The sequence below is a fragment of the Amycolatopsis japonica genome (genome assembly GCF_000732925.1).
GTDB lineage: Bacteria > Actinomycetota > Actinomycetes > Mycobacteriales > Pseudonocardiaceae > Amycolatopsis > Amycolatopsis japonica.
On the sequence record NZ_CP008953.1, the window covers coordinates 1,197,233 to 1,223,222 of the forward strand.

Genomic DNA, 25,990 nt, shown 5'->3' on the forward strand with positions numbered 1-25,990 from the left:
CGCATGTGACAATATATTCGGCCTGTCGACTTCACGAGAGGCGGAGCAATGGGTCACGGGCACGGGCATGGGACGGCCGCGCCGTCGAGCGCGTCAGGCCGCTACCTCAAGAGCCTGACGATCGCGCTGGTCATCGGCGCCGGCTTCATGGTCATGGAGTTCATCGTCGGGTTCGCCACCGGCTCGCTCGCGCTCATCTCCGACGCCGCGCACATGTTCACCGACGTCCTCGGCGTCGGCATGGCGCTGGCGGCCATCCTGCTCGCCCGGCGCAGCGGCCCGACGCTCACCAGGACCTTCGGCTTCTACCGCGCCGAAGTGCTCGCGGCGCTGGGCAACGCCATCCTGCTGTTCGGCGTCGCGGGCTACGTCCTGGTCGAGGCCATCGGCCGGATCAGCGACCCGCCCGCCGTGCCCGGCCTGCCCGTCCTGCTGGCCGCGGCCGCGGGCCTTGTCGCCAACATCGTTTCCTTCATGATCCTGCGCAAGGGTGCGGAAGAGAGCATCAACGTCCGTGGCGCGTACCTCGAAGTCCTCGCCGACCTGATCGGCTCCGTCGGTGTCCTGCTGAGCGGCGCGATCACGCTGCTGACCGGCTGGCGCTACGCCGACCCGATCATCGGTGTCGCGATCGGCCTGTTCGTCCTGCCCCGCACCTACGCCCTCGCCCGGCGCGCGCTGCGGATCCTGTTCCAGCACGCGCCCAAGGGCGTCGACGTCGCCGGGATCCAGGCCGAACTCGGCGGGCTGAAGGGCGTCGAGGACGTTCACGATCTACACGTCTGGACACTGACTTCGGGTATGGAGGTCGCTTCGGCGCACCTCACCATCGCGCCGACCGTCGAGCAGGCCGAAGTGCTCACCGAGGCGCAGAACCTCCTGGCGAACCGCTACTCGATCGAGCACGCGACCTTGCAGATAGAAGTGCCCCAGTGCGCGCAACGCTGCCGGGAACTCTCCTGGTAACCACGCATTTCGTCCTCTGAATGCGGTAGTCGGCAAAGCGAACTACCGCATTCAGAGGACGAAATGCGTCAGGCGGGGAGGGGAGCGGCGCCGCGCTCCTGGAGCAGGCCCTTCATCAGGGTCATCTCCGCACCCTGCGAAACGAGCATGCTCTGCGTCAGCGACTTCACGTCGGCGATCGACGTGTGGTCGTAGCCGTACTGCGCCATCTCCGTCCCGCCCATGTGGTGCCGGAGCATCAGCTGCAGGAAGAAGACGTCCATCTCCTTGCCGGTCAGCGACCGCAGTTTGGCGAGTTCGGCCGACGTCGCCATCCCTGGCATCGGGGCGCCGTTCGACGGCTTCATGTCGGCGCCACCGTGCCCGCCGTGGCCGGCCATCGGCTCGGTCATCCAGGTCATGTAGGCGCCGGTCGTCTGCTCGGGCTGGCCCCACAGACCGAGCCAGCCCTTCATCCGGCCGACCTGGCCGGTCTGCGTGCGCTCGATGTCGAACGCGAGGGTCTTGATCGCCGGATCGGTCGTGTGGTCCCGCGCCCAGCCCGCCATGGTGACGGCCTGAAGGTGGTGCACCGACATGTCCTGCGCGAAGCCGACCTCGACCGAGCCCGTGCCCGGGGTCTTCTGCTCCGGCTCGGAGTCGATCAGCCTGGTCGTCAGCGCGCCGAGGCCGAAGCCGAGGATCAGCATGACGACCAGGGCGGCCCCGATCACCAGCCATCGGCTCTTGGCCGACCTTGAGACGTCTTCCTGGAGATCGGGGTCCACTTGGCTCACTTACTTGCTCGCGGGCGCCGAGGGCTGGGTCGCGGGTGCGGACGGCTGACCGGCGCCGGGCTGGTCCGGCTGGGTGCCCGCGCTGCCCTTGTAATCCATCGGCTTCGCGTCCGGCCCCGGCGGGGTCGGGTCGAAGTCGCCCGGCTCGATCTGCGCGTCGCAGGTGGCGTCACGCTCGGGGTACGCGCCGTACGGGTTGGTGCGCAGGGCGGCGATGAACTGGTCGATCCGCTCGTCGGAGGCGGAGTCCAGCTTCAGCTGGTGGCCCCAGGACTGCACGGAGATCGGCTTGTCCAGGTTCGGGTACGGCGACATCACCGTGTACGGCTTGCCCTCGACGCGGACCCGCAGCAGCTCCAGCGCGTCGCCGGAGATCTGCGCCGGGTTGTAGGCGATCCAGACCGCGCCGTGCTCGAGACCGTGGACCATGTTCTCGTTGCGGACGGCCTTCTCGTAGACGACGCCGTTGCACGCGGCCCAGGCCTGGTCGTGCGGGCCACCGAAGGGCGGGGTCTTGTCGTAGGCGACGCGCTCGGCGGCGCTGACGTGCACGGAACCCTCGTAGGTGGCCGTGGTCACGCCCGCGATCCGCTTCGACGGGTCCGGGTCCTGCTGAGAGGGGGCGAAGGCGGCCGCGGCCTCTTCACGGGTCTTCTGCTCACGCTTGGGCGCCGAAGCGACCATGTAATAGGTGACCACCGAGGCAGCCAGGACGACGATCGCGACGACGGCGATGATCGTGCCCCAGGGCGTGCCCTTCTTGGACACGACGGAACTACGGGCGGCCTTCATCGCGTTCTTCGACGACGCGCCCTTTTTTCTGGTTGTCCCGTTAGCCATGGCTCCTGCGTTCTCCGAAGGGGGTGGTCCCTGCGCGGGCCAGTGTAGAGACCGCGCGTCTGATCACCGTGAACAGTTCGAAGATCACCGGCTTGGCTCACACCTTCCGGCGGTCGCTGCGAAGCCCGGACCAGGTCACACCTAGAATTCCGCGAGTGACTCCCGCAGCTCTCGCCGACCTGGTCCGTAACTCCGCCGTGCAGGTTCTCACCGCGCGCGGCCTCGACGATTCCGTGCTGCCGGAGAAGGTGACGATCGAGCGTCCCCGCAATCCCGAGCACGGTGATTACGCGACCAACCTGGCGCTGCAGGTGGCCAAGAAGGCGGGCATGAAGCCCCGTGACTTCGCCGACGCGCTGGCCGAGGCGCTCTCGGCCACCGACGGCATCGACTCGGCCGAGGTCGCCGGGCCGGGCTTCCTCAACCTGCGGCTCGCCGCCGACGCGCAGGGCCAGATCGTCCAGCAGGTGCTCGACGCCGGGGAGAAGTACGGCCTCGGCGACGCGCTGGCGGGCGTCAAGATCAACCTCGAGTTCGTTTCGGCGAATCCGACCGGCCCGATCCACCTCGGCGGCACCCGCTGGGCCGCGGTCGGCGACGCGCTGGGCCGCGTGCTGTCCGCGCAGGGCGGCCTGGTCACCCGGGAGTACTACTTCAACGACCACGGCGCGCAGATCGACCGCTTCGTCCGCTCGCTGATCGCCGCCGCCAAGGGCGAGCCCGCCCCCGAGGACGGCTACGCGGGCGGCTACATCAACGACATCGCCGCCGAGGTCATCCGCCAGGAGCCGAGCGCGCTGTCGCTGCCCGACGACGAGCGGGCCGAGACCTTCCGCCGGGTCGGCATCGAGCTGATGTTCACCGAGATCAAACAGAGCCTGCACGATTTCGGCACCGATTTCGACGTCTACTTCCACGAGAACTCGCTGCACGAGTCCGGCGCCGTGGCGACCTCGGTCCAGCAGTTGAAGGACTCCGGGAACCTGTACTTCGAAGACGGCGCCTGGTGGCTCAAGTCCAAGGAGCACGGCGACGACAAGGACCGCGTCGTCATCAAGAAGGACGGCAACCCGGCCTACATCGCCGGTGACCTCGCCTACTTCCAGGACAAGCGCAAGCGCGGTTTCGACCTGTGCATCTACATGCTCGGCGCGGACCACCACGGCTACATCGCCCGGCTCAAGGCCGCGGCGGCCGCCTTCGGTGACGACCCGGCCGTCGTCGAGGTGCTGATCGGCCAGATGGTCAACCTGGTCTCCGAGGGCAAACCGGTCCGGATGAGCAAGCGCGCCGGCACCGTGATCACCATGGAGGACCTCGTCGGCACCGTCGGCGTGGACGCCGCCCGCTACGAGCTGATCCGCTACTCCGTCGATTCCACTTTGGACATCGACCTGGACCTGCTTCGCAAGCACTCCAACGACAACCCGGTCTACTACGTCCAGTACGCCCACGCGCGGCTGGCCTCGTTGCAGCGCAACGCTTCCGACCTCGGACTGAAATCCGATGGCGAAGTCGACTTCGGCCTGCTTACGCTGCCCGCCGAGGGCGATCTGATCCGCACGATCGGCGAATTCCCGACCGTCCTCCGCCGGGCCGCACAGCTGCGCGAACCGCACCGCGTCGCCCGGTACCTCGAAGAGCTCGCCGGCGCGTACCACAAGTTCTACACGGTCGGCCGTGTTCTTCCCCAGGGCGACGAGGAGGCCACCCCCCTCACGTTCGCCCGGCTCGCGCTGTGCCAGGCCGCCCGTCAGGTGCTGGCGAACGGCCTCAACGTGCTCGGTGTCTCTGCTCCGGAACGGATGTAACCCAGAATGGCTCACCCCGCGGGCCCCCGCCACGCCGACGTCTACCCCCACGCCGACGCCTCCGGTTTCCCGCCGTCGAGTCCGGAAGAACTCGACAGGCTGTACCCGAAAGTCTGGCCCCGCAACACTTTCCGGGGCGGTGACGGCGTCGTCCGCATCGCGGGTGTCGACGTCCGCGAACTCGCCGAGAAGTACGGCACGCCGCTGTTCGTCGTCGACGAGGCCGACTTCAAGTCCCGGTGCGCCGACTACGCCGAGGCGTTCGACGACCCGGCGCTCGTGCACTACGCGTCCAAGGCGTTCCTGTCCATCGAGATCGCCCGCTGGGTGGCCGAACAGGGGCTGAGCCTGGACGTCTGCAGCGGCGGCGAACTCGCCGTGGCGCAGCGCGCGAACTTCCCGGCCGAGCGGATCACCTTCCACGGCAACAACAAGGCGCTGTCCGAACTGGAAGCCGCGGTCGAAGCCGGCGTCGGCACGGTCGTGGTCGACTCCTACTACGAGATCGCGCGGCTGGCCGACGTCGCCGCCCGGCACGACATCGTGCAGAACGTCCTCATCCGGGTCACGGTCGGCGTCGAGGCGCATACGCACGAATTCATCGCGACCGCCCACGAGGACCAGAAGTTCGGTTTCTCGCTGGCCTCCGGTGACGCGGCCGAGGCCGTGCGCCGCGTGCTCAACGCGCCGTCGCTCAAGCTGATCGGCCTGCACAGCCACATCGGTTCGCAGATCTTCGACGCCGACGGTTTCGAGGTCGCGGCCCGCCGCGTGGTCGGGCTGCTGGCCGAACTCGGCAAGGAGCACGGCCCCGAACTGCTCGACCAGCTGTCGATCGTCGACCTCGGCGGTGGTTTCGGTATCGCCTACACCGACAAGGACAACCCGCCGCCGCCCGCGCAGATGATCACGCAGATCCGCGAGATCGTCCGCAAGGAATGCGAGTACGCGGGCCTTCCGGTGCCGAAGATCGCCGGCGAGCCCGGCCGCGCCATCGCCGGTCCCGGCACGATCACGCTGTACGAGGTCGGCACCATCAAGGACGTCTCGCTCGGCGACAAGGCCGCCCGGCGTTACGTCAGCGTCGACGGCGGGATGAGCGACAACATCCGCACCGCCCTCTACGACGCGGTGTACGACTGCCGTCTCGTATCCCGGTCGGCCGACGACGATGGCGACGGCCAGGTGGGTGCCGCGCTGTCCCGGGTCGTGGGAAAACACTGTGAGTCCGGCGACATCGTCGTCCGTGACTGCTGGCTCCCCGACACCCTTGCTCCCGGCGACCTGCTCGCCGTGGCGGCCACCGGGGCGTACTGCTACTCGATGGCCAGCGGGTACAACCGGCAGCCGCGGCCCGCGGTGGTGGCCGTGCGCAACGGCAGCGCCCGCGTGCTGCTGCGGCGGGAGACGACGGACGACATGCTGCGCCTGGAGGTCTAGCAAGTGTCTACTGTGGACGGACGCGTGATCAGGGTCGCCCTGCTGGGCTGCGGGACGGTCGGCGGAGAGGTGGTCCGGCTGCTCACCGAGCAGGCCGAGGAGCTCGCCGCCAGGGCGGGCGCCAGGGTGGAGCTGGCGGGTATCGCGGTGCGGCGCCCCGACAAGCACCCCGAGCTGCCGCCGGAGCTGGTGACCTCCGACGTGACGAAGCTCGTGACCTCCCCGGACGTCGACGTCGTCGTCGAACTGGTCGGCGGTATCGAGCCGGTGCGGCAGTGGCTGCTCGACGCGCTCAAGGCCGGGAAATCCGTTGTCACGGCAAACAAAGCGCTTCTGGCCGAGCATTCCGCGGAGCTGTTCGAGGCCGCCGACGCGGCAGGCGTCGACCTCTATTTCGAGGCCGCCGTGGCCGGGGCGATCCCGCTGCTGCGCCCGCTGCGCGAATCGATGGCCGGTGACCGCATCACCCGCGTGATGGGCATCGTCAACGGCACCACCAACTACATCCTCTCCGCGATGGACTCCACCGGCGCCGGCTACGCGGAAACGCTGGAAGAGGCCAGCAGGCTCGGATACGCCGAGGCGGATCCGACGGCCGACGTCGACGGCTACGACGCGGCGTCCAAGGCCGCGATCCTCGCCTCGCTCGCGTTCCACACCCGCGTGACCGCGTCCGACGTGCACCGCGAGGGCATCGCCGACGTCACCGCGTCGGATCTCGCCGCGGCGAACGTGCTGGGCCGCACGGTGAAACTGCTCGCCATCTGCGAGCGCGTCACCGCGGACGACGGCACCGAATCCGTTTCGGCGCGCGTGCATCCGGTGATGATCCCGCGCGGTCACCAGCTCGCCGGGGTCGGCGGCGCGTACAACGCCGTCTACGTCGAGGCCGACGCCGCCGGTGAGCTCATGTTCTACGGTCAGGGCGCCGGTGGCGCGCCGACCGCGAGTGCCGTGCTCGGCGACCTCGTCGCGGTGGCTCGAAACCGGGTCGTCGGCGGCCGTGGCCCGCGCGAATCCGCGCACGCCGCGCTCCCGGTCAGGCCGATGGGCCAGACGCCGACGCGGTACCACGTCAGTCTCGACGTGGCCGATCGAGCGGGCGTCCTCGCCCAGGTGGCCCAGGCGTTCGCCGGGCACGGTGTCAGCATCGCCGCCGTGCGCCAGCGCGACGCGAACGACACGGCCAGCCTGGTCGTGGTCACCCACCTGGCGCCGGACGCGGCATTGCGGTCCACTGTGGACGACATTGCGAAGCTCGATGTGGTGAACCAGGTCGTCAGTGTGATGCGTGTGGAAGGCGAAGACCAGTGATTCCCCAACCATGGCCAGGAATCATCCAGGCTTATCCCGACCGGATCCCGGTCCCGTCCGGCGCGAAGGTGATCACGCTCGGCGAAGGCAACACCCCGCTGCTGCCCGCGCCGCACCTCTCGGAACTGACCGGCTGCGAGGTCCACCTCAAGGTCGAAGGCGCGAACCCGACCGGGTCGTTCAAGGACCGCGGGATGACCGTGGCCATCACGCACGCGCTCGCCAGCGGGCTCAAGGCGGTCATCTGCGCCTCCACCGGCAACACGTCGGCCTCGGCCGCGGCGTACGCGGCCCGCGCCGGGCTCACCTGCGCGGTGCTCGTCCCGCAGGGCAAGATCGCGATGGGCAAACTCGCCCAGGCCGTCCTGCACGGCGCGCGGATCCTGCAGGTGGACGGCAACTTCGACGACTGCCTCGAACTGGCGCAGAAGACCGCGATCGACTACCCGGTGACCTTGGTCAACTCGGTCAACCCGGTGCGTATCGCCGGCCAGAAATCGGCCGCGTTCGAGATCTGCGACGTGCTCGGCCGGGCACCGGACATCCACTGCCTGCCGGTCGGCAACGCGGGCAACATCACCGCCTACTGGGCCGGATATTCCGAGTACGCGGGCGACGGTGTGGTGAAGAACACCCCGCGCATGTTCGGTTTCCAGGCGGCGGGTGCCGCGCCGCTCGTGCACGGCGAGCCGGTGGCCGATCCGGACACGATCGCGACCGCGATCCGCATCGGCAGCCCCGCTTCCTGGGACGGCGCGATGAAGGCGAAGAACGCCTCCGCCGGGCTGTTCGAGGCGATCACCGACGAGAAGATCCTCGAGGCGTACCGGCTGCTGGCCCGCAAGGAAGGCGTGTTCGTCGAGCCCGCCTCGGCGACCAGCGTCGCGGGCCTGCTCGCCACGGCCGCCGACGGCCGCCTGCCCAAGGGCTCGACCGTTGTGTGCACCGTCACGGGACACGGTCTGAAGGATCCGGCCACGGCGCTGGAGGGCAACGTCGAGGTCGAGCCGCTCGCCGTCGACCCGACCGCCGTCGCCGCCGCGCTGGACTTGCGATGACCCTGCTCAAGATCAAGGTCCCGGCGTCTTCGGCGAACCTCGGCCCGGGGTTCGACGCGCTCGGCCTGGCGCTCGCGCTGTACGACCGCGTCGAACTCCAGATCACCGACGCCGGGCTCAAGATCGAGGTGACCGACGTCGGCGCGGGCGGCGTGGACGACGTCCCGACCGACGAATCGCACCTGGTCGTGCGGGCCTTCCGGCGCGGTTGCGAGCATCTCGGTCTCCGGCCGCCCGGCGTGCACCTGCGCTGTTTCAACGCCATCCCGCACGCCCGCGGCCTCGGCTCGTCCGCGTCCGCCGTGGTGACCGGGGTCGCGGCGGCGTACGCACTGGCTGAGAAGCCCCTGGACGACGACGCCCTGCAGCTGGCGGCCGAGTTCGAGGGGCACGCCGACAACGCCGCGGCGAGCCTGCTGGGCGGCTTCGTGGTGGCGTGGAACGAGGGCGAGCGGTTCCGCGCCGAACGGCTCCAGCCGCATCACGACATCCGGCCCGTGGTCGCCGTCCCGGCGCTGCGGTCCTCGACCGACGCCACCCGCGGGCTGCTTCCCGACCGGGTCCCGCACGCCGACGCGGCGTTCACGGCCGGTCGCGCGGCACTCGCGGTGCACGCGCTGACCGCGCGCCCCGACCTGTTGCTCTCCGCGACCGAAGATCGGCTCCATCAGCATTACCGGGCGTCCGCGTACCCGGCGAGCAGCGAATTGGTGCGCGCGCTGCGGGCCGAAGGGGTGGCCGCGGCCATCTCCGGGGCCGGTCCGACGGTGCTCGCCTTGACGACCGAGGGAATACTCCCGGCGGGCGTCGACGTTACGTCTTTCGACGTCACCGAGCTGCCGATCGATCCGGGCGGCGTTCAGGTTGCGGCTCAGTAAAGCCTCGGTCACATGCCGGAGCCCCGCCCCGCCACGCGGGGGGTGGTTGTTGCACCGGACCGTGGCGCGGTCTACCCTCGGGGGCGTTCGATCACCGTGCGTTTCCGCACCCGGTGCCGGTCCAGGTGACCAGTGTCATCCTTGGCCCGCATCCTTCGTTGATCCGCCAGTTCCGTACACCGCCTGGCAAGCGGGGAGTAGCGGATGGACGCAGGCGGGTTCCCGGTTCCGGCGGTGCCGAATTCCGCTTCCTCCGTTTGGAGGACGCAAATCCCTGTGCTGGAGGCCTTCTAGCTGTGTTCAACACGGCCGAGGAGCTGATCGCCCGTATCGGGGGCCAATTACGCCGTTTCGCAATCGGACGCGAGCGGCGGTCCGCTGATCCACCTGGAGGCGTGGATCGGTCAGGAAGGACATTTGTGAGCAACACCGATCTTTTGAGCGACGTCGAAGGTGGCGCCGCCGAGTCGAACGGCGTCGTCGCTCCCAAGCGCACGGTCGGCGGATTGACCGGCAAGACCGTCGCCGAACTGCGCTCGATCGCTGGGGACCTTGGCATCGGCGAGACGACGGGCATGCGCAAGGGCGATCTGATCGCGGCCATCCGCGAGCGCCAGGGCAAGACCAAGCGCAAGACCCCCGCCGCGGCGAGCGAAACGCTTCCGCTCGAGGGGATCGACGCACCGCGCAAGGCCCCGAAGGCCGAAGCGCCCAAGACCGAGGCCCCGAAGCAGGAGGCCCCGAAGGCGGAAGCCGCTCCGGCCGAGGCTCCTCGTGCGGAGAAGGCCGAGAAGGTTTCGGAGAACGGCTCCGCGCCCGCCGCCGAGCGGCCCGCGCAGCAGGACAACGGGGCGTCGCAGGACGGCCAGCCGCAGCAGGAAGAGGGCGGCCGCAGCCGTCGTCGTCGCGGCTCCAACCGTGCCGCGGGTTCGCCCGAGCAGGGCGGCCAGCAGCGTGACCGCAACGAGCGCGGCGACCGGGGTGACCGGGGTGACCGCAACGAGCGGGGCGACCGCGGTGACCAGGGCGGCAACCGTCAGGGCAACCGCGACGGCCGTGGCCAGGACAACCGCCAGCGCAACCAGCAGGGCGGCGGCCAGGACAACAGCCAGCGCCAGGGCCAGGGCCCGCAGGGTGACGACGACGAGGAAGGCGGCCGTCGCGGCCGTCGCTTCCGCGACCGTCGCCGCCGGGGTTCCGGCGGTGGCCGCGAGCAGGGCGGTTCGCCCGACACCGAGATCCGCGAGGACGACGTCCTGCTGCCCGTCGCGGGCATCCTGGACGTGCTCGACAACTACGCGTTCGTGCGTACCTCGGGCTACCTCGCCGGGCCGAACGACGTGTACGTCTCGCTTTCGCTGGTCCGCAAGTACGGCCTGCGCCGCGGTGACGCCATCACCGGTGTCGTGCGCCAGCCGCGTGACGGCGAGCAGCAGCGGCAGAAGTTCAACCCGCTGGTGCGCGTCGACTCGATCAACGGCCTGGAGCCGGACGAGTCCAAGCGTCGTCCGGAGTTCACCAAGCTGACCCCGCTGTACCCGAACGAGCGGCTGCGCCTCGAGACCGAGCCGCACAAGCTCACGACCCGCGTCATCGACCTGGTGATGCCGGTCGGCAAGGGGCAGCGTGCCCTGATCGTGTCGCCGCCGAAGGCCGGCAAGACGACGATCATGCAGGACATCGCGAACGCGATCTCGACGAACAACCCCGAGTGCCACCTGATGGTCGTGCTCGTGGACGAACGTCCCGAAGAGGTCACCGACATGCAGCGGTCGGTGAAGGGTGAGGTCATCGCCTCGACCTTCGATCGCCCGCCGTCCGACCACACCTCGGTCGCGGAGCTGGCCATCGAGCGGGCGAAGCGCCTGGTCGAGATGGGCCACGACGTCGTCGTGCTGCTCGACTCGATCACCCGCCTCGGCCGTGCGTACAACCTGGCGGCCCCGGCGTCCGGCCGGATCCTCTCCGGTGGTGTCGACTCGACGGCGCTGTTCCCGCCGAAGCGGTTCCTCGGCGCGGCGCGCAACATCGAGAACGGCGGCTCGCTGACGATCTTCGCCACGACGATGGTCGAGACCGGTTCCACCGGTGACACGGTCATCTTCGAAGAGTTCAAGGGCACCGCGAACGCGGACCTCAAGCTCGACCGGAAGATCGCCGAGCGGCGCGTGTTCCCCGCGGTGGACATCAACCCGTCCGGTACCCGCAAGGAAGACCTGCTGCTCTCGCCGGACGAGCTCGCGGTCACCCACAAGCTGCACCGGGTGCTGCACGCGCTGGACTCGCAGCAGGCCATCGACCTGCTGATCTCGCGTCTGCGCAAGACGAAGACCAACATCGAGTTCCTCATGCAGGTCTCGAAGACGGCCCTCGGCTCGAACGACGACGACTGAGCTTCGTAGCTGAACCGAAGGGGCCCTTCACCGCATCCGATGCGGTGAAGGGCCCCTTCGCTGCGTCTGATGGGGGAAGCATGGCTTCGGTGCCGGGACGGATCGTCGTGTACGGGGTCACCGGTTCGGGCAAGACGACCTTGGCCGGGAAACTGGCCCAGCGGACCGGGCTGCCGTGCCATTCGGTCGACGACGATCTCGCCTGGCAGCCGGGTTGGCTGCCCGTGCCCGACGACGAGCAACGACGCCGGATCACCGCGCTGGTCGCGGGGGAGCGCTGGATCATCGACGGCATGTTCGCCAAATGGCGAGACATCGCGTTGCCCCGCGCCGAACTGATCGTGGCTCTGGACTATCCGCGCTGGGTATCGCTGAGCCGTTTGGTGCGCCGGACCGTGGTGCGTTGCGTCACCCGTCGCCGGATCTGCAACGGCAACGTCGAAACGCTGAGAGGCATGGTTTCCGGCGATTCGATCATCGTGTGGCACTTCCGCTCGTTCGCGCGCAAACGGCGCACGATCCGCGGCTGGGCCGCTGATCCCGGAGTGCCGGTGGTGCGGCTGACTTCGCCGCGCGCAACCGAACACTGGTTGATGTCGATCGACGGTCCATGAAGGCCTCCTTGAGGGACCCAGAGTCCCTCAAGGAGGCCTTCATGGACCGTCTGCCCCGAGGGCTCAGCGGTGCGGAACGGCCGCGGGGGTCCAGCCGCGGTAGTTGTTGAAGTAGTGCACGCTCGAAGCGTGGCCGATCTTGCCGCCGATGCTGGAGGCGTAGATCCCGCCGGAGCCGTCGGCGATGCCGACGTGGCCCCACTGGCTGATGTTCCAGTACACGAAGGAGCCCTTCGGCGGCGTCCCGGTCGTGTGCTTCGGGCTCGCGCCGTTCCAGTGCGCGTTGGCCGAGGCCCAGACACCGGTCGTCCCGTACGCGTTCTCGACGGCCTTCTCGCAGAGGCCCTGGTACGCGGTCGAGCCGGCGTGGTTCTTGAACCACTGGACGGCGCCGGCGGGCGTGCCGTCACCGGCGCCCTGGATGGCCAGGTCGCCCTCGGGCACGGTGGTGAACGTTCCCGCGGCCGGGTTGATGTCGGCGGCGGTGATGGTGGCGCCCGCTTCGGGGGCGGCCGGAGCGGCCCCGGCGACCGGAGCCACGGCGAGGGCCGCGATGGCCAGCGCGGCGACGGACGCCGGCTTCGCCACCTTGGCGAGGATGGTGCGCATGATCAGTACCTCCTGTTGAGGAATTACCAACAGCGAGGACGATCCCGTGATCAAGTACAAATTTCGTACAACTCAACGTCGATAGTTGATAACTCAACGTGTTGGAATATGCCGGAGGTGGGGTGCGTTGACGCCACTGCCAGCACATCTGGCAAAATCACCCGCTGAAGTCCGGCACCGGTTCACCCCGCTCGGGGACCCGGGGCCAACGAGAGAGGACACCATGAAAAGCGGTATTCATCCCGAGTACGTCGTCACGCACGTGAACTGTGACTGTGGCAACGAATTCACCACGCGCAGCACCAAGACCTCCGGCAACCTCCACGTCGAGATCTGCTCGAACTGCCACCCGTTCTACACCGGCAAGCAGAAGCTCATGGACACCGGCGGCCGCGTCGCGCGCTTCGAGGCTCGCTACGGCAAGCGCAAGAAGGCCGAAGACGCCAAGTAGCTTGAACGACGGCGCCTACCCGCATGTCCGGGTGGGCGCCGTTTTCTTTGGTGTTACAGCCTTGGTTTTGTCAGGGTCCGTTGAGAGGTGGAGTGGTGGATTCGAGTTCGCTGAAGGGTCTGCTCGAAGAGCACGCCCAGCTGGAAGAGCAGCTGGCCGACCCGTCCGTGCACGCCGACCAGGCGCGCGCCCGCAAGCTCGGCCGCCGGTACGCGGAGCTGAGCCCGGTCGTCAAGACGGTCCGTGAGCTCGACACCGCCCGCGACGACCTCGAGACGGCGAAGGAACTGGCCGCGGAAGACGCCGCCTTCGCGGCCGAGGCCGAGGAGATCTCCGCCAAGATCTCCGTGCTCGAGGCCAAGCTCACCGAGCTGCTCCTGCCGCGCGACCCGTACGACGGCTCCGACGTGGTCATGGAGATCAAATCGGGTGAAGGCGGCGAGGAGTCGGCGCTGTTCGCCGGCGACCTGCTGCGCATGTACCTGCGCTACGCCGAGCGTCACGGCTGGAAGGCCGAGGTCCTCGACTCGGTCGACTCGGATCTCGGCGGCTTCAAGGACGTCACCGTGTCCATCAAGAGCCGTTCGGCCGAGGCCGACGGCGTCTGGGCGCGGCTGAAATTCGAGGGCGGGGTGCACCGCGTGCAGCGCGTGCCCGCCACCGAATCGCAGGGCCGCATCCACACCTCCGCCTCGGGCGTGCTCATCTACCCCGAACCCGAGGACGTCGAGGTCGAGATCGACCCCAACGACCTGCGGATCGACGTCTACCGCTCGTCCGGCCCCGGCGGCCAGAGCGTGAACACGACCGACTCGGCCGTGCGGATCACGCATATCCCCACCGGCGTGGTCGTCTCGTGCCAGAACGAGAAGTCGCAGATCCAGAACCGCGCCCGCGCCCTGCAGGTGCTCCAGGCCCGCCTCCAGGCGATCGCCGAGGAAGAGGCCGCCGCGAAGGCGTCGGACGCGCGCCGTTCGCAGGTCCGTACCGTCGACCGCTCCGAGCGGGTTCGCACGTACAACTTCGCCGAGAACCGCATCGCCGACCACCGGGTGAACTACAAGGCGTACAACCTGGACCAGGTCCTCGACGGCGACCTCGACGGCGTGCTGGACGCGCTCATCACCGCGGACCGCGAGGAGCGGCTCGCCGCCCACGCCGGCTGATCCGCGCCGTCCTAAGGAATCTCGAAGTTCTTGGAAACCGACAGCAAATAGTCGCCTGGCCGTACTCCCAGGTCCTTTTCGTCGAATCTGCTGAACATCGCCGTCACCGCTGTGCCGGCGACACGAATCACGGACTGGCGATCGATGAGGTACGGCTCCACGGAAAAGGTGTGCCCTGGCCATGTTTCGAGTTTGATGGACGAAACCCGGTCGCGGATGACGTCCAAATACAGGCTGTCCCAGCGATAGGGATATCCATCGGCTTTGCCGCCGAGCAGACGGATCGCCGGATGGGGATGACCCGGACCCAGCACGGCGGAGGCCGCTGCCAACGTCATACCGCCGTGGATCGGCCCGACGCGGCCGGTGCCGGCGAACTCGATCAGCAGGTCCATCATGCCGCGATATTAGCCAGCCGGGGCGGGTATCAGCCCGGCTCGGTGTAGAACGGATCGTCCTCCAGCGCGGTGTGGATCGCCCGGACGGACATGCTCACGTGCGAAAGCCTGTCGGTCACCTCGTGCGTCACCCGGCTGAGCGCCTCTTCGCCGCTTTCCCCGGCGAGAGCGGGAAAAGCCGATAACAGCACCGCTTCGCAAGGGCCCGCGTCCGTGCTGATCCGGACCAGCGACGCCGAAAGGTCGGTCGCGGGGCGGCCGCACAGGTCCACGGCCAGCCGCAGGTCGCCGGTGGGGACGTAGAGATGCACCCGCGAAATGACATCGGTTTCCGCGCGCGGGGTGAAATCGTGCCTGGTGACGTACGCGGGTTCGCGGGGATCGGTGCCGCCGACGGACGCCATCAGCGAATAGAGTGTGAATCCGTCGGCCGGGGTGTCGTAGGCGTCGTAGCTTCCGTATTGGCCGGTCTCCGGCGTGCCGTGGATTTCGAATAATTCCGCATTCAGACCGAAGTGAAAAAGCGCGGGTACCGCGGCCCGATGCAGTGTTTCGGCGGGATCTTCGCCGTCGGCCGGAGGCGTGCGATAGCCGACGGAGACCAGGTATCCCGTCCAGCCGCCTTCCGGGTCCGCCCGGCAGATCTCCAGCTCGGTGGCCTCGAACTCGCCGATGAGACGTTCGCCCAGCGCTGCGGCCGCGGCGAAATCCTCGGTTTCGATATTCGCCGATATCCGCGTGACGACCGTCGTTTCCCGGAGATCCATGACTGTTTCTTGAGCCCTTCGGCGCGTACAGGGTTCGTTCAGCCTACGGGTGGCGGGGAGCGGCGTCCGATCGGGCCTGTCGTCGATTCCCGGCTTCCGCTACGGTCCCTGGTCGATAAGGGGAACCCGTCCCGGGAGAACACGAATGGAAAGATCGTTTCCGGCGACCCGGAAACGTGTTCCGCGAGCACTCGTTCTCGTTGCCGGAACGGGACTGCTGAGCGCGGCCGTCGTCGCGAGGATCGGCCGGTTCGGGTTCAACCCGACCGATCAGGGCTTCGTGCTCGCCCAGGTGTGGCGCGTCCTGCACGGCGAGATCCCGCAGGTCGATTTCCTCGGGCCGAGGCCGTTCGGTTCGGCCTATCTGCATCTGATCGATCATCTCGTCCCCGCGCCGCTGATGATCGGCTCGGGTTTCGTGATGATGGTGCAGCTGACCGTCGCCACGGTCGCCCTCGCCGCGTTCCTGACCGGGACCTCGCCGCTGGACTGGGGCCCGACGCGGCTCGGGCTGGTCTTCACCGCCGTTCTGGTCGGCCTGAACACGTATCCGGTGATGGCCTGGCACACCGTCGACGGTGTCTTCCTGGTCGCGGTCGGCTGGTGGCTGCTCGACGGCGGGCTGCGTTCGGGCTCGCGATGGCGGCGTCTGTCCGGCCTGTTCTGCCTCGGGTTCGCGGTGATCGTCAAGCAGAGTTTCCTGTTCGCGGTCCCGATCGGGGTGCTGATCCTGCTGTTCCACCCCGCCGCGCCGCCGAGAAAGGTGCCGCGTCTGCTGGGTGACCTTCTGATGCTCGGCGCGGCGCCGTCGCTGTACTTCGGCATGGTCACCGTCGCCGGGGGCCTGCGGTCGGCGATCGCGCAGCTCTCCAGCGGCACTCAGACCTGGGGTGAAGGCCTTTTCCGGTTCTGGACGGCGGAATTCGCGGGCCGGGCGGACCCGCGGACGTATTTCGTCCCGGTGCTGCTCGGAATATGCGTGCTGGCCGTGGCGTGGTCGGCCCGCGACCAGTTCGGCGAGCCGGGCCGATGGCTCCGTGGCGCGACGGGCTTGTGCGTCGTGGCGGTCGTGGTGTTCGTCGTGGCCGACGGCGGATTCGAGCACGCGGGCGGCTGGCCGGTCACCCTGCTGTGGCTCTTCCTGGCCGCCGCCGTGCTCGACGCCGTCGTTCGAAGACGGTTGCCCTGGCGGTACCTGGCGATCGCCGCGCTCGGCTGGATGGCCAGCCTGTCCTGGGGCTACCCGCTTCCCGGCCTGCTGGCCGGGATCTTCGCGCTGGGAGTGCTGGAAGCGGTGCCGCCGCCGCGCCCGTCCGAGTCCGCGGGCGGGGTCTTCGCCGCGGCCGCGTTCGTGCTCGCCGGGCTGCTGCTGATGTCCGCGCACGACAAGGCGCCGTATGCGGACCGGCCGCAGGGCGAACTGACGAAGGATCTGGGGGACATCGCCCCGGCGCTGCGCGGCGTCCGCACGAATCCCAGCGTGTACACCTACGTCGCCCAGATCCGGGGCTGCCTCGACCGTTATCCGGCGTCGAAGGTCGCGGTCCTGCCGGACAATCCGTTCGTCGCCCCGGTTTTCGGGGTCCGCAACCCGTTCCCACTGGACTGGCCGTTGCCGATGGAACTGACCGGCGACAGTCCGGAAAGGATGGTCGCTGCGGCGGAAAACATTGACCGCGAAGGGGATTACCTCGTGCTCTTCCAGACGGTGAAAGCCGTTTCGCTGACCGCGGGCGCCCCCGTCCCTGAAGCCGTCGGCCCGGACACGCGGACGATCGCTTACACCGGCGTGGAAAAGCGGATCCAGGACGAGCTCGCGGGAGCCAGGGTCGCGTGCGGCAGCTTCGCCGGATTCTGGGAACCGGCGCGTTGATGCCTCAGGCGGAGAGGGACGCCGTCTCCGGCTCGCGTTCCTCGGCAACCGGCGGCTCTTCCTTGCGCTTCGGCAGGAACGAGAGCGCGGCGAAGGCGGCGGCGAGCAGGGTCGGGTAGATCGTCAGCTGCTGGTGCTTGACGTTCTCGATGCCTTCCGCGAGGCCGGACACCAGGATCTGGCCCATTGCGAAGAGCAGGAACATGAGCACCACTATGCCGACGTCGCGGCGTCCGGTGCGGTTCCGGAAGGCGCGGAGGCCCGCCCATCCGATGAGCAGCCAGATCGGCAGCAGGGCGAACAACCCCAGCGGCGCGAGCCAGCCGGTGATCCCGGACAGGACCGGGACCCGGTACTCCTTGGCGAGCGGCGGCTGCCCGGCGTGCTCACCGAAGCTGCCGAGGTTCGGCACCCGCGCGGTCAATGTCTCCTGCGCGGACCGGTGCAGCATCTCGACCACGCGCACCGGGTGGTCGAGGTAGTACTGGGCGACGTTGCGGCGGCTGATCTTGTCGCGGTACTTCGCGTACTCGGGGTCGCGCCAGGCCGCGTTCGCGCTCCACCAGCCGGTGCCGACGTACTTCGCGAACTCGGGCGGGAGGCCCAGCGCGGCGAGGTCGCCGGTGGTGTCGTGTTTCCCGTCGACGATCCCGTTGAACACGACGTGGTACATGTTGGCCTCGCGGTACTCCGCGTTGGCCGAGTCGCCCGCCCCCTGCACCAGCGCGGTACCGGTGCCGACGACGGCGAGCACGGCCAACGGCAGCGCCCACCGGGCCAGGCCGCGGCTGCCTTCCGGCCGGACGAACAGCAGCGCGAGCGCGAACAGCGGGATCAGCAGCAGCGTCTGCGACTTCGCGTTGATCCCGATCATCGCGCCGAGCACGGTGACCGCGGCGCCGGTGTAGCGCCACGGCCCGGTGCGGTGCATGAGCAGGAGCCCGCCGGCGAGCAGCAGCATCCCGACGAAGGCGGCGCCCTCGCTCAGCACGGAGGCGAAGTACCCGAAGAAGGCCGAGTCCGCCGCGACCAGCAGCAGCGCGGCCGTGGCGATGACGCTGTTCCGGACCGAAAGTCGCAGGCCGACGACGATCGCGGCGATCCCGCCGGCGACCAGCAGACAGCCCAGCACACCCAGTACCAGCAGGTTCAGGATCGCGGACGAGCCGAGCAACTGCCCGATCTCGCTGGCGATCTTGTCGATCCAGCTCTGGCTGGAGATGTACTCGCTGTTGCAGGCCGGGGCGGGGCCGTAGGAGAAGCGGACGAAGTATTCCGAAGGCCGGTCGAGTTCCCGGGCGCCGAGCCGGCACAGAATGCGCCAGCCGTCGCCGTTGTCCGCCATGCCGATCGGACGCGGCACCAGGAAACGGACGAGGAGCACCCCGAGCGCGGCGAAAAACACGCCCAGGGTCAGTCGGATTTCCCGGATCTTCACCCGCGTCACCTTAGAAGATTCCGCAGGGTGATCAGTTCGTACCCTCTCTAACACTTGCGGAGAGGAACTTCTGGATCACGCCGAGCCATTCGTCGCGGGCCTCGACGCCGATACCGTGCCCGGACTCGATCTCGACCAGTTCGGCGCCGGGGATCCCGGCCGCGAGTTCGCGGGAGTGGGCGGGCGGGGCGAGTCCGTCGAGCGTCGTGGCGATGACGAGGGTGGGGACCGAGATCCCGGCCAGCTCGGCCCGGGTGTCGACGCTCGCGACGAGGCCGACGTGTTCGGGGCTGCCCTCCGGGATGAATCCGGCGAGGCCTTCGATGGCGGCTTCGAGATCCGAAGGTGACAGGGCGTTCAGGTGCTTTTCGCCGGTGGCGGCGAAGGTGAGGAACTTCGCCAGCAGCTTCCGGTCGCCGCCCAGCAGTTCGCGCCAGATGTCGACGGCCAGCAGGAGCCGGTTGTCCGGTTTCGTGAACCCGGCGGTCAGGATGAGCCCGGTGACCCGATCGGGGTGCCGGGTGGCCGCGCGGACGGCGACTCCGGTGCCGAGCGAGTAGCCGAGGATCGCGAAGCGTTCGAGACCGGCGTCGACGGCGATGGAGACCAGTTCGTCCGCGACGGTGTCGAGGTCCAGCGGCTCGCTGCTGCGCGGCGTGGCCCCGGAGCCGGGGTAGTCGGGGCCGACGACGGTGTGGGTGCGGGCGAGGTCGTCGAGGATGCTCCCGAAGTTGCCCTCGACGCCGCCGCCACCGCCGTGGGCGAGCAGCAGGCCGGGACCGGAACCGCGGACGACGTGCGCGAAATGATTCGTCATGCCGGCGACGTTAGGTACTGACATCGATGTGAAGGTCAAACTCGGATGACGGGGGTCACATGCTGATCGGCGAGCTGTCCCGGCGGACCGGCGTGAGCCAGCGGCTGCTGCGCTACTACGAGGAGCAGGGGCTGCTGGTGTCGCGGCGCGATTCCAACTGCTACCGCACCTTCGACGAAGACGCGGTCACCACGGTGCGGCAGATCCGCGCGCTCCTCGCGGCCGGGCTGAGCACGCACGTCATCGCGAAAATGCTGCCGTGCGCGAACGGTGAACTGCCGGAACTGGACATGTGCCCCACGGTCGTGGCGGAGATCCGGCGCGAACTGGCCGAAATGAACGACCGCATCGACACGCTCAGGCAGCGGCGCGGGACACTGGCCGGATATCTCACCGTCGTCCATCCATGCCCCCGCCCCCACCCTCAACGGTGACGCTGCGCGTCGCTGTGTCGATTCAAAGGAGAACTGTGGAAGCCCTGGCCAGATTCGGCTTCGAACTGGGTGTGCTCAAGCGGATCCGGCGGGCCGGATGGTGGCAGGCGGGCGTCCGCGATCCCGAATCGGTGGCCGAGCACACCACGCGGGTCGCGCAGCTGGCCGGCCTCCTCGCGGCCGAGGGCGGCGCGGACCCGGCGAGGGCGGCGTATCTCGCGCTGTGGCACGACACGCAGGAGACGCGCACGGGCGATCTCCCGCACACGATCAAGGGTTTCGTCGAGAAGCCGGATCCGCGGGCGATCACCGCCGCGCAGACGTCGGCCCTGCCCGGCGCCGCGCGTGACTCGGTGCGTGACGCCGTCGACGAGTACGAGTCCGCCGAAAGCCCCGAAGCGCTCTACGCGCGCGACGCGGACAAGCTCGAAATGCTGCTTCAGGCCGTCGAGTACCGCGACATCGGTGTACGGAACGTGGACGAATGGATCGCTTCGGCGACGAAGAGCCTTCAGACCGACCTCGCGCGGCGGGTGGCCGAAGCGGCCCTGACGTTGTCCTCGCTCTCGTGGCGGGTGCGCTGAAAGGAATCGATACCCTGAGCCCGCGTGTATCGACCCCGGCACGCGTGCCTCGTGTGTCAGGCTTGACTCTGTGAAGGAACACCAGTGAACCGGCAGCCGTTGCGCCTCGCCATCATGGAAGCGACCCGCATCCTCACCGAGGCCGGAGTGGCGTCACCGCGTTCGGACGCGGAACTGATCGCCTCCCACGTCCTCGGTGTCGAACGCGGCCGCCTGCCGATGGTGCCGCTGGTGGACCCGCCCGTCATCGACGCGATCGGCCAGCTGGTGAACCAGCGGGCCAAACGGATCCCGCTGCAGTACCTCACCGGCTGGGCCGCGCTCGGCGACATCACGGTCAACGTCGGCGCCGGGGTGTTCGTCCCGCGCCCGGAGACCGAACTGCTCCTGGAATGGGGCCTCAAACTGCTGCACGGGCGCGAGTACCCGGTGGTGGTCGACCTGTGCACCGGCTCCGGCGCGCTGGCGCTGGCAGTGCAGCACGCGCGGCCGGACGCGGTCGTCTACGCCGTCGACATCGACGCGCAGGCCCTCGCGTGGGCCCGGCACAACGCCGACGTCCACGCCGACGCGGGGGACACGCCCATCCGGCTGTACTCCGGCGACGTGGCGGACAGCACGATGTTCGCCGAACTCGACGGGCTCGTCGACCTGGTCCTGTGCAACCCGCCGTACGTCCCGGAAGGCACGCCGGTGCCGGCGGAGGTCGCCGAGCACGACCCGCCGCGGGCGGTGTTCGCGGAGGAGAGCGGGCTGGCGGTGATCCGGCACGCGATCGCGGCCGCCGCGCGCCTGCTGCGGCCCACCGGCGGGATGGCGATCGAGCACGACGACACGCACGGTTCCGCCGTCCCGGCGCTCGTGCGGGCGCGGCGGGTGCTCACGGACGTGCAGGGGCACCTCGACCTCGCCGGACGGCCGCGTTTCGTCACCGCCCTGCGCGTCTCCTGACCCCCGCGTTTCGTCCTCTGGATGCGGTAGTTCGTGGTGCGAACCACAGCATTCAGAGGACGAAACGCGGGATGGAGCAGGGCGTTGGGCCGGATAGTTAGCGAGACTCACGACTTCCGGCGGTGCCGAGGGCAAAGCCCACCTCCTAACGTCGATCACGGCCGCCTCATCGGCGGTCCGACTGGGAGGTGTACCCCGAATGCGATCGTCTCTCCGACGAGCCCCACTCAGAACACTCGCCGTCCTCGCCACCGTCACGCTACTGCCGGGTCTGGTCGCCCAGCCCGCGTCCGCCGCGGCGCCGGTCCGAGGCTGGCCCGCCGCGATCGACGGGTCGACCTGGGAGAACCAGGACCACATGACCTGGGACGACTACCGCAAACCGCCCGGCACCAACTGGGCCGACCCGGCGCTGAAGCCGACCAAGCGGATGTTCAAGGGCGCCGTGGTGCTCGCGGACTACCCGGATCAGGAATTCGCCGTCACGCAGCCCCCGCGTTCGACGGTGTTCGGCAACCCCGGCCCCGCCGCGAGCAACATCCCTCGCGCGGAGGTCGCGAAGTTCTACCAGGACTTCCTCAACAAGCCGCAGGCGCTCAACCAGGGCCACACGATCAACGAGTACTGGATGGAGGACTCCGGCGGCAGGCTGGGCGTCGAACTGACCGCGTTCGGCCCGTACCGCCTGCCCGGCAAGTCCTTCGAATACGGCATGGAGTTCCAGCCCGACGCGTGTCCGCCGGGCGCGAACTGCAAACGTGACCTGCGCGCCGACGCGGGCGCCGCCTGGCGGGCGGACGTGGGCGACGTGTCCAAGCAGTTCGACTTCGTCTTCTATCTTTCCGCAGGTCAAGACGAGAGCTCGACCTGGCAGGAATTCGGCGTGATGAAGTTCGGCGAAAAGGAGAACGTCCCCGACGCGTTCGGCCCCGGCGTCGCCGGGATGCCGAACGCCGCGTCCACCCGCTACGTCCCGTGGACGTCGTGGAAATCCGCGGCGAGCATCTGGCCGAACGCGGTCACCGGCTCGTCGACCCAGGCGGAAAGCTCGGGCCAGGGCGTCTACGCGCACGAGTTCAGCCACATCCTCGGCATCGGGGACAATTACAACAATCCCTTCGGAAACCCGCCGTCCCGTACCTACACCGGGCCGTGGGAAATGATGTCGCGCGGCAGTTTCAACGGCCCCGGCGGACCGCACACCCGCTGGCAGATCCCGGCGACGCAGGGCGGCTCGATGGGCTCGCACCACATGCTGCGCACCAAGATGAAGCTCGACATCATCGACCCCGAAGACGTCCTGAAGCTCGACCGGAACTCCCTCGCCAAGACCGGCCCGGTTTCGGCAAGGATCACGGCGCGTTCGGTCCTGCCGGGACAGGGCGCCTACAGCGGTATCAACATCGCGCTCACCGGCGGTGACCTTTCGCCGAAATGCGATCGCTCGAAGGATCCGTTCTGCGACGGCGGCGGCTACAACAATTACACCGTCGAGGTCGTCGACCGGATGGGCAGCGATTCCTTCGCCCCCGATTCCGGTGTCCTCATCGCGAAGACGAAGAACCAGGACAACGCGCCGTTCGAATGGATCGTGGACGCGAATCCGGCCGACATCGGCATGACCGACTACAAGAAGCCGGACGGCACCCCGGTGCCGATCCCGATCGGCGACTACCGCCAGCTCAACGACGCCGCGTTCAAGGCGGGCACCGGCTCCGCGAGCAAGTACGAGTACACCGACGAGGCGAACAGGCTGAAGTTCCTCGTCTCCGACGTCGAGCGCGACCGCAAGGGCGTGCTGTCCTACGTCATCACGGTGGCTTCGCTCGACGGCTCCGGCTCGCAGGCCAGGGGCGTTTCGCTGTGGCCGTCGGCACCGGCGTTCGCCAAGCAGGGGCTCGCGAGCTGCTCGTTCCCGGTGATCAACACGGGCAACGCGAAGGGCGCGGCGGCGCCGTTCAACACCGACACCTACCGCCTGAGCGCGTCCACCAGCGCGAAGGGCTGGGAAGTGCGGCTGCCGAACGAGCTGTCCACCGTCCCGTTCGGCGGGCGGTCTTCGGCGACCGCGCACGCCAAGCGGGCCGCGGGCGGTGACCACGTCGCGCACATCAAGCTGACGGCGACGTCGATCGCGGACCCGGCGAAGACGGCGACGTCGGTCTGTACCGCTTTCGCCTTCTGACGGGAGCTCCGCATGCCATGAAAGGTCCTTTCCTTGCAAAATTTGCCAGGAAAGGACCTTTCATGGCGCGGGCGTGGCTCATGAGTGACGATTCGGGTTCTGGCGGCGAGTGGGGAGGATTGGGGACGTCCAGCGTCCGAAATCCTCCCCACTCGGTTGCGTACCGAGTCGTACGAGCCGTAGCAGCCAAACCTCGCACGGTCAGGTGACCCGTCACATTCGTCCTGCTCAGGTCTGACTGGGCAGATAACCGGTCCGCTCCACCCCGGATCGCCACCCGGCCGACGCGGCGGCCGAGACGGGCACCTTGGCGAGACCCGCGACACCGCAGCGCTACGCTCACTGGCCATGAGCGCGGTGTACGACTGCAGCAAGCACGAATCCCGGGCCGACGGGCTCGCCGCGGCGGCGAGCGCGGTGCGCTCCAGCCGCCTCGTCGTCCTCCCGACCGACACGGTCTACGGAATCGGCGCGGACGCCTTCGACGGCGGCGCCGTCCAGTCCCTCCTGCGGGCCAAGCAGCGCGGCCCGGACATGCCGGTCGGTGTCCTGGTCGGCTCATGGTCCACTGTGGACGGACTCGTGCTCGGCACGCCCCCGCAGGCCCGCGCGCTCATCGAGGCGTTCTGGCCCGGCGACCTCTCCATCGTCCTGCCGCACGCCCCGAGCCTGCAGTGGGATCTGGGCCAGTCACGCGGAACGGTGATGCTGCGGATGCCGCTTCACCCGGTCGCGTTGGAGCTGCTGCGTGACGTCGGCCCGATGGCGGTCTCGAGCGCCAACGTCTCCGGCCGCCCGCCCGCCTCCACCGCGCAGGAAGCCGTCGACCAGCTCGGCGACAGTGTCGCGGTGTACCTCGACGGCGGATCCACCGGAGAGCCCGTTCCGTCCACGATGGTCGATCTCACCGGCGACGACCCGGTCATCCTGCGGGAGGGCGCGGTCAGCCGTGCCGCCGTCGCGGAAGTACTGGGTGTGCCCGCGGAGTCACTGGCCTAGGACCGTCGGCCGCCGTATCCCCCGCACGCGGTAGCGTGTTCGAGTGACTTGGACCTCGGCGGCGTAACGCACCATGCCTCCTACGCAAGGCCTCCCGATCCGGGAGTACATCCTCGTCGCCCTCACCGCGGCGGCCGTGACCTTCCTGCTCACCGGTGTCGTGCGCCGGGTCGCCATCCGGATCGGCGCGATCGCCAACCCGCGGGCCCGCGACGTCCACGTCACCCCGATCCCGCGGATGGGCGGTATCGGCATCTTCCTCGGTGTCGCCGCCGCGATGGGGCTGGCGCATCAGCTGCCCGCGCTGAGCCGCGGCTTCGACTTCTCCTTCGACTCGCTGGGCGTCCTGCTCGCCGCGGGCGTGATCTCCCTGATCGGCGCGCTCGACGACCGGTTCGAACTGGACGCCTGGACGAAACTGGCCGGCCAGGTCATGTGCGCCGGGATCCTGGTGATCTTCGGGGTGCAGTGGGTGTCGTTCTGGGTGCCGTGGGGCGGCGGTGGCGAGTCCTTCGGCCAGGTGCTGGTGCTGGACAAGAACCAGGGCGCGTTGCTGACCGTCGTGCTGGTGGTCGTCATGGTCAACGCGATGAACTTCGTCGATGGTCTCGACGGGCTCGCCGGCGGCCTCGGCTTCATCGCCGCCGCGGCGACTTGTTCCTTCTCTCTCGGCCTGCTCGACTCCTCGGGCGGCGACGTCGGCGCGTACCCGCCCGCGCTCATCGCCGCCACGCTCGCGGGGGCCTGTCTCGGCTTCCTGCCGTACAACTTCCAGCCCGCGAAGATCTTCATGGGCGATTCGGGCTCGATGATGATCGGGCTGATGCTGGCCGGCGCGACGACGTCCGCGTCGGGCCGTGTGCCGTATCCGCAGTTCAGCGGCAAGGACGCGCTCGCGCTGCTCTCGCCGCTCGTCGTGGTCGCCGCGGTGCTGTTCGTGCCGCTGCTCGACCTGATCATGGCGGTGATCCGCCGCACCCGCCGCGGCGAGAGCCCGTTCGCGGCGGACAAGATGCACCTGCACCACCGCCTGCTGGAGATCGGCCACTCCCAGCGCCGCGCGGTGCTGCTCATCTACTTGTGGGCGGGTCTGCTCGCGTTCGGCGCCGTTTCGGTGACGCTCTTCGACAGTGTCGCGGTTTTCTGGATTGTCGGATTCGGTTTCCTGCTGGCGACCCTGGTGTCGATCGTGCCCAGGCTCCGGTCCCGGAACCGGACCGCCTGAACC

The 25,990-nt window shown here is 68.9% G+C and carries 24 protein-coding genes; 17 read left to right on the plus strand and 7 right to left on the minus strand.

The window, feature by feature from the left end:
- Positions 1-48 precede the first annotated feature (48 nt).
- A complete protein-coding gene (locus tag AJAP_RS05955) occupies positions 49-966 on the plus strand; it encodes a cation diffusion facilitator family transporter (protein ID WP_038508888.1) in 918 nt (305 codons plus the stop codon).
- Positions 967-1,034: 68 nt separating this feature from the next.
- Here AJAP_RS05955 and AJAP_RS05960 read toward each other — a convergent pair whose 3' ends face one another.
- Positions 1,035-1,733 (minus strand): DUF305 domain-containing protein, encoded by a 699-nt coding sequence (locus AJAP_RS05960; protein ID WP_038508891.1) that lies wholly within the window; start codon positions 1,731-1,733, stop codon positions 1,035-1,037.
- A gap of 9 nt (positions 1,734-1,742) precedes the next feature.
- Positions 1,743-2,534 (minus strand): DUF3105 domain-containing protein, encoded by a 792-nt coding sequence (locus AJAP_RS05965; protein WP_038508893.1) that lies wholly within the window; start codon positions 2,532-2,534, stop codon positions 1,743-1,745.
- Between the two features lie 203 nt (positions 2,535-2,737).
- Between AJAP_RS05965 and argS the strand changes: the two genes are divergently transcribed.
- The 7 genes from argS to AJAP_RS06000 all read left to right on the plus strand — a co-directional run bounded on the left by argS (position 2,738) and on the right by AJAP_RS06000 (position 12,090).
- Positions 2,738-4,393 (plus strand): arginine--tRNA ligase, encoded by a 1,656-nt coding sequence (gene argS, locus AJAP_RS05970; protein WP_038508895.1) that lies wholly within the window; start codon positions 2,738-2,740, stop codon positions 4,391-4,393.
- A 6-nt stretch (positions 4,394-4,399) separates the two neighbouring features.
- Positions 4,400-5,833: a diaminopimelate decarboxylase gene (lysA, locus tag AJAP_RS05975; protein WP_038508897.1), complete on the plus strand. Its 1,434-nt coding sequence runs from the start codon at positions 4,400-4,402 to the stop codon at positions 5,831-5,833.
- Positions 5,834-5,836: 3 nt separating this feature from the next.
- Complete coding sequence (locus AJAP_RS05980; RefSeq protein ID WP_038508899.1) at positions 5,837-7,147, plus strand: homoserine dehydrogenase; 1,311 nt, start codon at positions 5,837-5,839, stop codon at positions 7,145-7,147.
- Positions 7,144-8,205 carry a threonine synthase gene (thrC, locus tag AJAP_RS05985; protein WP_038508901.1) on the plus strand — a complete coding sequence of 354 codons (1,062 nt, stop codon included), beginning with the start codon at positions 7,144-7,146 and terminating at the stop codon, positions 8,203-8,205. Before AJAP_RS05980 ends, thrC begins: the two co-directional genes overlap by 4 nt.
- A complete protein-coding gene (thrB, locus tag AJAP_RS05990; RefSeq protein WP_038508902.1) occupies positions 8,202-9,083 on the plus strand; it encodes a homoserine kinase in 882 nt (293 codons plus the stop codon). Before thrC ends, thrB begins: the two co-directional genes overlap by 4 nt.
- Positions 9,084-9,502: 419 nt before the next feature.
- A complete protein-coding gene (gene rho / locus AJAP_RS05995; protein WP_038508904.1) occupies positions 9,503-11,476 on the plus strand; it encodes a transcription termination factor Rho in 1,974 nt (657 codons plus the stop codon).
- An 80-nt stretch (positions 11,477-11,556) separates the two neighbouring features.
- On the plus strand, positions 11,557-12,090 hold the full coding sequence (locus AJAP_RS06000; protein ID WP_038508906.1) for an AAA family ATPase: 534 nt from the start codon (positions 11,557-11,559) through the stop codon (positions 12,088-12,090).
- Positions 12,091-12,153: 63 nt separating this feature from the next.
- On the opposite strand, the gene AJAP_RS06005 is transcribed toward AJAP_RS06000, so the two are convergent.
- Positions 12,154-12,699, minus strand: a complete 546-nt coding sequence (locus tag AJAP_RS06005) for a hypothetical protein (RefSeq protein WP_038508908.1) — start codon at positions 12,697-12,699, stop codon at positions 12,154-12,156.
- Positions 12,700-12,922: 223 nt separating this feature from the next.
- On the opposite strand from AJAP_RS06005, the gene rpmE reads away from it, so the two are divergent.
- Both rpmE and prfA read left to right on the plus strand, forming a co-directional pair.
- Positions 12,923-13,150, plus strand: a complete 228-nt coding sequence (rpmE, locus tag AJAP_RS06010; protein WP_007028345.1) for a 50S ribosomal protein L31 — start codon at positions 12,923-12,925, stop codon at positions 13,148-13,150.
- Between the two features lie 95 nt (positions 13,151-13,245).
- On the plus strand, positions 13,246-14,316 hold the full coding sequence (gene prfA, locus AJAP_RS06015) for a peptide chain release factor 1 (protein ID WP_038522464.1): 1,071 nt from the start codon (positions 13,246-13,248) through the stop codon (positions 14,314-14,316).
- An 11-nt stretch (positions 14,317-14,327) separates the two neighbouring features.
- Here the strand turns inward: prfA and AJAP_RS06020 are convergent, their stop codons facing one another.
- Both AJAP_RS06020 and AJAP_RS06025 read right to left on the minus strand, forming a co-directional pair.
- Complete coding sequence (locus tag AJAP_RS06020) at positions 14,328-14,714, minus strand: hypothetical protein (protein ID WP_051972356.1); 387 nt, start codon at positions 14,712-14,714, stop codon at positions 14,328-14,330.
- A gap of 29 nt (positions 14,715-14,743) precedes the next feature.
- Positions 14,744-15,481, minus strand: coding sequence for a hypothetical protein (locus AJAP_RS06025; protein WP_038508910.1), 738 nt, complete (start codon positions 15,479-15,481; stop codon positions 14,744-14,746).
- Positions 15,482-15,626: 145 nt separating this feature from the next.
- Between AJAP_RS06025 and AJAP_RS06030 the strand changes: the two genes are divergently transcribed.
- Positions 15,627-17,354, plus strand: coding sequence for a hypothetical protein (locus tag AJAP_RS06030; protein ID WP_038508912.1), 1,728 nt, complete (start codon positions 15,627-15,629; stop codon positions 17,352-17,354).
- Between the two features lie 4 nt (positions 17,355-17,358).
- Here AJAP_RS06030 and wsfD read toward each other — a convergent pair whose 3' ends face one another.
- Together wsfD and AJAP_RS06040 are read right to left on the minus strand one after the other, a co-directional pair.
- Positions 17,359-18,792: a glycan biosynthesis hexose transferase WsfD gene (gene wsfD, locus AJAP_RS06035; RefSeq protein WP_038522471.1), complete on the minus strand. Its 1,434-nt coding sequence runs from the start codon at positions 18,790-18,792 to the stop codon at positions 17,359-17,361.
- A gap of 31 nt (positions 18,793-18,823) precedes the next feature.
- Entirely contained in the window at positions 18,824-19,609 is a 786-nt protein-coding gene (locus AJAP_RS06040) for an alpha/beta fold hydrolase (RefSeq protein ID WP_038508913.1), read from the minus strand.
- A 59-nt stretch (positions 19,610-19,668) separates the two neighbouring features.
- Here AJAP_RS06040 and AJAP_RS06045 point away from each other — a divergent pair, with 59 nt between their 5' ends.
- The 6 genes from AJAP_RS06045 (at position 19,669) to AJAP_RS06070 (ending at position 25,987) form a co-directional block, all read left to right on the plus strand.
- Complete coding sequence (locus AJAP_RS06045; RefSeq protein WP_051972357.1) at positions 19,669-20,043, plus strand: MerR family transcriptional regulator; 375 nt, start codon at positions 19,669-19,671, stop codon at positions 20,041-20,043.
- Positions 20,044-20,078: 35 nt separating this feature from the next.
- Positions 20,079-20,627 (plus strand): HD domain-containing protein, encoded by a 549-nt coding sequence (locus AJAP_RS06050; protein WP_016336863.1) that lies wholly within the window; start codon positions 20,079-20,081, stop codon positions 20,625-20,627.
- An 84-nt stretch (positions 20,628-20,711) separates the two neighbouring features.
- Positions 20,712-21,578, plus strand: coding sequence for a peptide chain release factor N(5)-glutamine methyltransferase (gene prmC / locus AJAP_RS06055; protein ID WP_007028336.1), 867 nt, complete (start codon positions 20,712-20,714; stop codon positions 21,576-21,578).
- A gap of 199 nt (positions 21,579-21,777) precedes the next feature.
- Entirely contained in the window at positions 21,778-23,763 is a 1,986-nt protein-coding gene (locus AJAP_RS06060) for a M6 family metalloprotease domain-containing protein (protein ID WP_038508916.1), read from the plus strand.
- A gap of 348 nt (positions 23,764-24,111) precedes the next feature.
- Positions 24,112-24,762, plus strand: a complete 651-nt coding sequence (locus tag AJAP_RS06065) for an L-threonylcarbamoyladenylate synthase (protein ID WP_038508918.1) — start codon at positions 24,112-24,114, stop codon at positions 24,760-24,762.
- 73 nt (positions 24,763-24,835) lie between these two features.
- Positions 24,836-25,987, plus strand: coding sequence for a glycosyltransferase family 4 protein (locus AJAP_RS06070; protein ID WP_038508920.1), 1,152 nt, complete (start codon positions 24,836-24,838; stop codon positions 25,985-25,987).
- Positions 25,988-25,990 lie beyond the last annotated feature (3 nt).